8 protein-coding genes and 1 pseudogene are annotated in these 7,383 nt (G+C 71.4%); all 9 read left to right on the top strand.

Features of this window, described 5'->3' with window-relative positions; translation table 11 throughout:
- Nucleotides 1–280: 280 nt before the first annotated feature.
- Nucleotides 281–1,558, top strand: a complete 1,278-nt coding sequence (locus tag ACWGJB_RS19235) for a GAF domain-containing protein (RefSeq protein WP_453381342.1) — start codon at nt 281–283, stop codon at nt 1,556–1,558.
- A gap of 233 nt (nt 1,559–1,791) precedes the next feature.
- Complete coding sequence (locus ACWGJB_RS19240) at nt 1,792–3,126, top strand: hypothetical protein (protein ID WP_453381343.1); 1,335 nt, start codon at nt 1,792–1,794, stop codon at nt 3,124–3,126.
- Nucleotides 3,127–3,194: 68 nt separating this feature from the next.
- On the top strand, nt 3,195–3,785 hold the full coding sequence (locus ACWGJB_RS19245) for a GNAT family N-acetyltransferase (protein ID WP_453381344.1): 591 nt from the start codon (nt 3,195–3,197) through the stop codon (nt 3,783–3,785).
- 92 nt (nt 3,786–3,877) lie between these two features.
- Nucleotides 3,878–3,961, top strand: a complete 84-nt coding sequence (locus ACWGJB_RS19250; RefSeq protein WP_360476077.1) for a putative leader peptide — start codon at nt 3,878–3,880, stop codon at nt 3,959–3,961.
- Between the two features lie 129 nt (nt 3,962–4,090).
- On the top strand, nt 4,091–5,788 hold the full coding sequence (locus ACWGJB_RS19255) for a nitrite/sulfite reductase (RefSeq protein ID WP_453381345.1): 1,698 nt from the start codon (nt 4,091–4,093) through the stop codon (nt 5,786–5,788).
- Entirely contained in the window at nt 5,785–5,964 is a 180-nt protein-coding gene (locus tag ACWGJB_RS19260) for a hypothetical protein (protein WP_453381346.1), read from the top strand. Before ACWGJB_RS19255 ends, ACWGJB_RS19260 begins: the two co-directional genes overlap by 4 nt.
- Entirely contained in the window at nt 5,961–6,671 is a 711-nt protein-coding gene (locus ACWGJB_RS19265; protein WP_453381347.1) for a phosphoadenylyl-sulfate reductase, read from the top strand. Before ACWGJB_RS19260 ends, ACWGJB_RS19265 begins: the two co-directional genes overlap by 4 nt.
- Nucleotides 6,668–7,243, top strand: a complete 576-nt coding sequence (gene cysC / locus ACWGJB_RS19270) for an adenylyl-sulfate kinase (RefSeq protein ID WP_450765083.1) — start codon at nt 6,668–6,670, stop codon at nt 7,241–7,243. The genes ACWGJB_RS19265 and cysC overlap by 4 nt, the downstream gene beginning before the upstream one ends.
- Nucleotides 7,240–7,383, top strand: a pseudogene (locus tag ACWGJB_RS19275) (sulfate adenylyltransferase subunit CysD); the annotation flags it as partial. The gene cysC and the pseudogene ACWGJB_RS19275, both read left to right, overlap by 4 nt.

Consider the following 7,383-nt stretch of genomic DNA (forward strand, 5'->3'; position numbering starts at 1 on the left):
GGTGCTGCGCCGACACGGCACCACCCCCGCTTCTTCGGCCCATGTCAGGCCACCGACGCCGGAGCGTCGGCTCAATTTTCGGCCACCCCAGGTCCGTTCACCAGGGTTGCAAGGGGTTGCAACATATCGGTGTCTGTGTGCGGACTGTGTGCCTCCGGCGCTGGAAAACGGCAGTATGAGACGCACAGTCGGACCGGAAACCGCCGCCCGGGCGGCTTGACAAGACACTTCCACACCTTTTCCGAGGCTGTCCGGGAGGACCTCAGTGGGGAACCCGCCGATGGACGTGGCGCGACTCGCCGCGGTGGACGCGGCGCAGGCGGCGCGGTTACTGAGCGAACTGCGCGAGGCCAGACTCGCCGGACAGCGTGGGCGGATCGCGCCCCGGCCGGTGATCGAGAAGTCCTGGGGGCGGATGCTGCGCGGCGGCGTCGACCCCGAACACGACTTCCGTTCGGGGCTGCTGTCCGCCGACGAAGTCCGGCGCAGACGTGAGGAGTCACCGCTCCGGGACGTACTGCCGGTGCTGCGCGAGGGGTTGCTTTCGGTCGCTGACGTCGCCCAGCACATCATGGTGGTCGCCGATGCCGACGGCCGGGTGCTGTGGCGCGAGGGTTCCTCGCCGGTGCTGCGCAAGGCGGACGGCGTCGGCTTCACACCCGGCGCCGACTGGCGCGAAGACGTCGTCGGCACCAACGGGGTCGGCACCCCGGCGGTGGTGCGGCGCCCCGTCCAGGTCTTCGCCGCCGAGCACTTCGTCCGCTCGCTCAGCTCCTGGACGTGTTCCGGCGCTCCCATCACCGACCCCCGGGACGGCAGGCTGCTGGGTGTGGTGGACGTCAGCGGTCCGCTGGAGACCATGCATCCGGCCACCCTGGCCTGGGTGAACTCGGTGGCGAAACTCGCCGAGGCCCGGCTGCGGGAGCTGCACCTGGCCGCGCTGGAGCGGCTGCGCGCGGTCGCGGCACCGGTGCTGGCCCGGCTGGGCGGGCGGGCGCTGGCGGTGGACGCCGACGGCTGGACGGCGGCGGTCACCGGCATGCCGTATCCACAGCGGCTCGCGCTGCCCAAGTCCCTGTCGCCGGGCCGCCGCTGGCTGCCGGCGCTCGGGCTGTGCTCGGTGGAGCCGCTGGCGGGGGGCTGGCTGCTGCGGGCGGTGGACGAGCCGGCACCGGCGGGCGGCGGCCGGCTGGTGCTGGACCTGGCCCAGCCGCGCCGGCCCTCGGTGACGGTGGGCGGCGGCGCCTGCTCCTGGTCCCGGGAACTGAGTCCCCGGCACGCCGAGTTGCTGTACCTGCTGGCGGTACGGCGCACCGGGCGGAGCGCGGCCGGGCTGGCCGAGGACGTCTTCGGGGACGCCTCACGGACGGTGACCGTGCGCGCCGAGATGTCCAGGATCCGGCGCTATCTGGGGGCGCTGCTCGAACACCGGCCCTATCGCTTCCGGGAGGACGCGGAGATCGAGGTACTGCTCCCCGCCGACCCGCACGACCTGCTGCCCTGCTCGAACGCCCCGGCGGTGGCGGCGGGCAGAGGGCCGGGCCCCCGGTCCGCGTGAAAGGCCGGCGTGAAGGCCGGGGGTGAAGACCGGGTGAAGGCCGGTGTGAACGCCCGCGCCCCGGGGCTCATTCAACGCATCAGGGGCATCCGGTGACGTATCTTCCGCATATTTGCCGGGTCTTCGCGGTACGGCCGCCTCGACTGCCGTAGCATCCCGGTGCGGGCATCCCCAACTGCTCCTCGGTCAACGTACGGACCATGAGGCGCAGTTGGCCCGCCTCGGGAGGAAACATGAAGCATCGCGGCAGACACCGGCGGCGCAGGCGGGGCGCGGCACTGCGCGCGGCCCTGGCCGGGGCCGCGCTGGCGCTCACCGCGACCGCCACGATCGTCAGCGCCTCGCAGGCCACGGTCGCCGAGGACCCGGGCGCGCTGAAGCCGCTGACCTCCGCCGCCGACACCGCGCGCCTCCAGCTTCAGGAACACCTGGTGCCGCGCCGCTCGCTGGACCGGCTCGCCTCGGCGATGGGCGGCACGGTCGGGGTCGCCGACGTCCTGGCGGACGCCGACCACACCCTGCGCGGGGCGGCCGACTGCGACTCCGACGACCGGGACTCGCTGCCGGTCACCCCGGCGGCCACCGAGGCGTACTGCTGGGACCCCACCGACACCCTCACCGACGACTGGCGGCCGGCCTCGGTGACCACCTCCTCCGACGCGGACGACGACGGCCTGTGGGGCGCCAACCGGGTCGTCCTGGCCGGCTGGACGCACAGCACCTCCAGCGGTCCCGCCGCCTCCCGGGGCCTGGCCAGGGTCGCGGTCGTGAACGAGAACGACCCGGCACACCCCTCGTACTCCTGGGTCCTGCTGACCGTGCCCAGCGCCGACGGCCGTACGTACCGGGGCCTGACCTCGGAGATCTCTGGCATGGCCTGGTACGAGGACAAACTGCTGGTCACCACCACCCCGGGCAGTGCCGACGCGCTCTACGTCTACGACCTCAACCGCATCCAGCGCACCTCGGTGCTGACCGACGCGGTCGGCCGGGTGCCCGGCGGCTGGTCGGCCGACGGCTTCCGGTACGTGATGCCCGCCGTGGGCTCGTACCGGTTCACCGCGGGAGCCTGCTCCGAGGCCGGCGCGCCCTGTCCGAGCGCACTCTCCGTGGACCGCGGGACGGCCCCGGACAGCCTGGTCCTCGGCGAGTGGACACCCGCCGGCGGCGATCAGCGGGCCCGGCTGTGGCGGTACGCGTTCGACGAGAACCCGAAGCACGACGGATCGCTCGCCACCGACGCCGTCGGCCGGGCGGACGCGGTCCAGGCGTACCGGACCGGGGCCTCCGAGATCCGGGGCGTCCTGTCGTACCGCCCACCGGGCGCGACCTCCTCCGAGTGGTACGTCGGTCACCTCCCCGGCGCCATGGACGGACACGGCAGCCTGTGGCGGCAGGACACCGCGGGCGCGCGGGCGGCCCGCTGCGGCTCCGACACCTCGCACCGCTGCTGGGCCGAGAACACCGGCTCGCTCTCCTACGCCCCCGACACGGGCGAGGTGTGGTCGGTCACGGACCGCATGCTGTTCTCGGTGCCGCTGCGCTCGATCGACGCGTCGCTCGGATAACGGACCCGGCGCGTCGCTCCGGCGACGGACATCGACACGGCCGGGGCCGGGATGATTGCCTGGCCCCCATGAGCAGCATCGTCGTGACCACCTGGTCCCTGGAGCAGACCTCCCCGGCCGACCTTCTCCCCGCCGCCGCGCCGGAGGGCGACACGGTCGAGGTCGTCCGCTCGCAGATCCCCTCCCCGGAGTTCAGCCGCTTCCTGTACGCCTCGGTCGGCGGCGACATCCGCTGGACCGACCGGCTCGGCTGGACGTACGCCCGCTGGCGGGAGCACCTGGAGCGGCCGGGCGTGGAGACCTGGGTCGGCTACGACCGGGGCACCCCGGCGGGCTACGTCGAGCTGGAACCGCAGGACGAAGGGGTCGTGGAGATCGTTTACTTCGGCCTGATACCGGCGTTCCGGGGCCGCCGGATCGGCGGTCACCTGCTGTCGTACGGCGCCGCACGCGCCTGGGACCTGGCGGAGCGGTGGCCCGGACTGCCGCCGACGAAGCGGGTGTGGCTGCACACCTGCAGCCTGGACGGCGAGCACGCGATGGACAACTACCAGCGACGGGGCTTCAGGCTCTTCGACACGAAGGTCGAGGAGGAACCGGACGTCTCGGCACCCGGGCCCTGGCCGGGGGCCCGCCCGGAGCCACGTCCCGGGGCGTGACCCACACCACCCTGTCTCACTATTCAGAATAGATCCGTCCGAATCACGGACGATGGTGGACTGGCCCGAGATCCGCGTGACACGCTTCCGTCATGTCTGGAACTGGAACCGCCTTGGTGAGTCGGCGGCACGTCGACCTCGGCCGCATGTCCAGCGCCATCTGTCCGGCGGGCTGAGAGCACAGCACCGCCGCGCCCTGCTGTCCAGACCTTCCCTTTGCGCAGTGTCGCGCAGATATGCCCCCCGTGCGCCCGTACGCGCAGGTAAGAGCCGCTTTCCCGCCTGTCCCGAAGGACGTATTCACCATGGCCGCCACCCCGCAGAACCCTGCCGCCTCCACGCCCCGCCGCAAGGTGAGTCGTCACCGCGGTGAGGGTCAGTGGGCTATGGGTCACTTCACCCCGCTCAACGGCAACGAACAGTTCAAGAAGGACGACGACGGTCTCAATGTGCGGACACGCATTGAGACGATCTACTCCAAGCGCGGCTTCGACTCGATCGACCCCAACGACCTGCGCGGACGTATGCGCTGGTGGGGCCTGTACACGCAGCGCAAGCCCGGCATCGACGGTGGCAAGACGGCCATCCTCGAGCCGGAGGAGCTGGACGACAAGTACTTCATGCTGCGGGTGCGGATCGACGGCGGCCGCCTCACCACCCAGCAGCTGCGGGTGATCGGCGAGATCTCGCAGGAGTTCGCGCGGGGCAGCGCGGACGTCACCGACCGGCAGAACATCCAGCTGCACTGGATCCGCATCGAAGACGTTCCCGAGATCTGGAACCGTCTCGAGGCCGTCGGCCTGTCCACCACCGAGGCGTGCGGCGACACCCCGCGTGTCGTCATCGGCTCGCCGGTCGCCGGTATCGCCGAGGACGAGATCATCGACGGCAGCTGGGCGATCGACGAGATCAACCGGCGGTTCATCGGCAGCAAGGAGTTCTCCAACCTGCCGCGCAAGTTCAAGTCCGCGATCTCCGGCTCACCGCTGCTGGACGTGGTGCACGAGATCAACGACATCGCCTTCGTCGGCGTCGAGCACCCCGAGCACGGCCCCGGCTTCGACCTGTGGGTCGGCGGCGGTCTGTCCACCAACCCGAAGATCGGCGTCCGGCTCGGCGCCTGGGTGCCGCTGGACGAGGTCCCGGACGTCTGGGCCGGTGTCATCGGCATCTTCCGGGACTACGGCTACCGGCGGCTGCGCACCCGCGCCCGGCTGAAGTTCCTGGTCGCCGACTGGGGCGCGGAGAAGTTCCGCCAGATCCTGGAGGACGAGTACCTCGAGCGGAAGCTCGTCGACGGCCCCGCGCCGGCCGAGCCCCTGCAGCGCTGGCGCGACCACGTCGGCGTACACCGGCAGCAGGACGGCAACTTCTACGTCGGGTTCGCCCCGCGCGTCGGCCGTGTGGACGGCACCACCCTGGCGAAGATCGCCGACCTCGCCGAGGCGCACGGCTCGGGCCGGGTACGCACCACGGTCGAGCAGAAGATGATCGTCCTCGATGTCGTGGAGGACCAGGTCGACTCGCTGGTCGAGGCCCTGGAGGCACTGGACCTGACCGCCAGGCCGTCCCCGTTCCGGCGCGGCACCATGGCCTGCACCGGCATCGAGTACTGCAAGCTCGCCATCGTCGAGACGAAGGCGCGGGGCTCCGCGCTCATCGACGAGCTGGAGCGCCGGCTGCCCGACTTCGACGAACCGCTGACCATCAACCTCAACGGCTGCCCGAACGCCTGCGCCCGCATCCAGGTCGCGGACATCGGTCTCAAGGGCCAGCTGGTCCTCGACGACCGGGGCGAGCAGGTCGAGGGCTTCCAGGTGCACCTGGGCGGCGCGCTGGGTCTGGAGGCCGGTTTCGGCCGCAAGGTCCGCGGTCTCAAGGTGACCTCGGAGGAGCTGCCGGACTACGTCGAGCGGGTGCTCAAGCGTTTCCAGGCGGAGCGCGAGGACGGCGAGCGGTTCGCCGCCTGGGCGTCCCGCGCCAGTGAGGAGTCCCTCTCATGAGCGAGCGGGCCGCCCCCTTCTACTGCCCCTACTGCGGCGACGAGGATCTGCGTCCGAACGAGCAGGGCCACGGTGCCTGGGAATGCGCGGCCTGCAACCGCGCATTCCAGCTGAAGTTCCTCGGGCTGCTCGCCCGGGGACTGAAGCACTCCGACGCCGGAGGGGAACAGATATGACCACAGCTCAGGAAGACCGCACCGCCGACGACTTGAAGGCGCTGGCCGAGCAGGCCGGCCGCGATCTCGAAGACGCCACCGCCCTGGAGATCCTCCAGTGGGCGGTGGACACCTTCGGCAAGGGCTTCTGCGTGACCTCCTCCATGGAGGACGCGGTGGTGGCCCACCTGGCGTCACGCGCCCAGAAGGGCGTGGACGTCGTCTTCCTCGACACCGGCTACCACTTCCCGGAGACCATCGGCACCCGGGACGCGGTCGAGGCCGTGATGGACGTCAACGTCATCACCCTCACCCCGCGCCAGACCGTCGCCGAGCAGGACGCGGAGTACGGCCCCAGGCTGCACGACCGCGACCCCGACCTGTGCTGCAAGCTCCGCAAGGTGCAGCCGCTGGAGCAGGGCCTGACGAAGTACGCCGCCTGGGCGACCGGGCTGCGCCGCGACGAGTCCCCGACCCGGGCGAACACCCCGGTCGTCGGCTGGGACGAGAAGCGGCAGAAGGTCAAGATCTCGCCGATCGCCCGCTGGACCCAGGACGACGTGGACGCCTACGTCGCCGAACACGGCGTGCTGACCAACCCGCTGCTGATGGACGGCTACGCCTCCGTCGGCTGCGCCCCCTGCACCCGCCGGGTGCTGGAGGGCGAGGACGCGCGCGCCGGCCGCTGGGCGGGGCGGGCCAAGACCGAGTGCGGGCTGCACGGATGACGGCCACCACGCCTTCGACGAACCAGGAGAACAACGTGACGACCGGAGCCACCGTCTGGCTCACGGGTCTGCCGAGTGCCGGCAAGACCACCATCGCGTACGAGCTGGCCGGCCTGCTGCGGGCGGAGGGACGCCTCGTGGAGGTGCTCGACGGCGACGAGATCCGCGAGTTCATCTCGGCGGGCCTCGGCTTCAGCCGCGAGGACCGGCACACCAACGTGCAGCGCATCGGCTTCCTCGCCGAGCTGCTGGCCCGCAACGGCGTGACGGCGCTCGTCCCGGTGATCGCCCCCTACGCGGACAGCCGGGACGCGGTGCGCAAGCGCCACGAGGAGAACGGCACCGCGTACGTCGAGGTGCATGTGGCGACCCCGGTCGAGGTGTGCTCCGTACGCGATGTGAAGGGTCTGTACGCCAAGCAGGCCGCCGGTGAGCTGACCGGGCTTACGGGGGTCGACGATCCCTACGAGGAACCCGAGACACCCGATCTGCGGATCGAGTCGCAGCACCAGACCGTGCGGGAGTCCGCGGCGTCCGTGCACGCCCTGCTGAGCGGGAAGGGACTGGCATGACGACGACCGTGGCGGCTCACGGGGAGGGCACGGGCACCCCGTACGCCCTGTCCCACCTGGACGCGCTGGAGTCCGAGGCGGTCCACATCTTCCGTGAGGTGGCGGGCGAGTTCGAACGGCCGGTGATCCTGTTCTCCGGC

It is taken from the genome of Streptomyces sp. NPDC054813 (assembly GCF_053611365.1).

Coding starts and splice junctions, on each gene's coding strand:
- ACWGJB_RS19240 (WP_453381343.1), top strand. CDS start 1,792: ATGAAGCATCGCGGCAGACACCGGCGGCGCAGGCGGGGCGCGGCACTG.
- ACWGJB_RS19250 (WP_360476077.1), top strand. CDS start 3,878: ATGTCTGGAACTGGAACCGCCTTGGTGAGTCGGCGGCACGTCGACCTC.
- ACWGJB_RS19265 (WP_453381347.1), top strand. CDS start 5,961: ATGACCACAGCTCAGGAAGACCGCACCGCCGACGACTTGAAGGCGCTG.
- ACWGJB_RS19235 (WP_453381342.1), top strand. CDS start 281: ATGGACGTGGCGCGACTCGCCGCGGTGGACGCGGCGCAGGCGGCGCGG.
- ACWGJB_RS19260 (WP_453381346.1), top strand. CDS start 5,785: ATGAGCGAGCGGGCCGCCCCCTTCTACTGCCCCTACTGCGGCGACGAG.
- ACWGJB_RS19245 (WP_453381344.1), top strand. CDS start 3,195: ATGAGCAGCATCGTCGTGACCACCTGGTCCCTGGAGCAGACCTCCCCG.
- cysC (WP_450765083.1), top strand. CDS start 6,668: ATGACGGCCACCACGCCTTCGACGAACCAGGAGAACAACGTGACGACC.
- ACWGJB_RS19255 (WP_453381345.1), top strand. CDS start 4,091: ATGGCCGCCACCCCGCAGAACCCTGCCGCCTCCACGCCCCGCCGCAAG.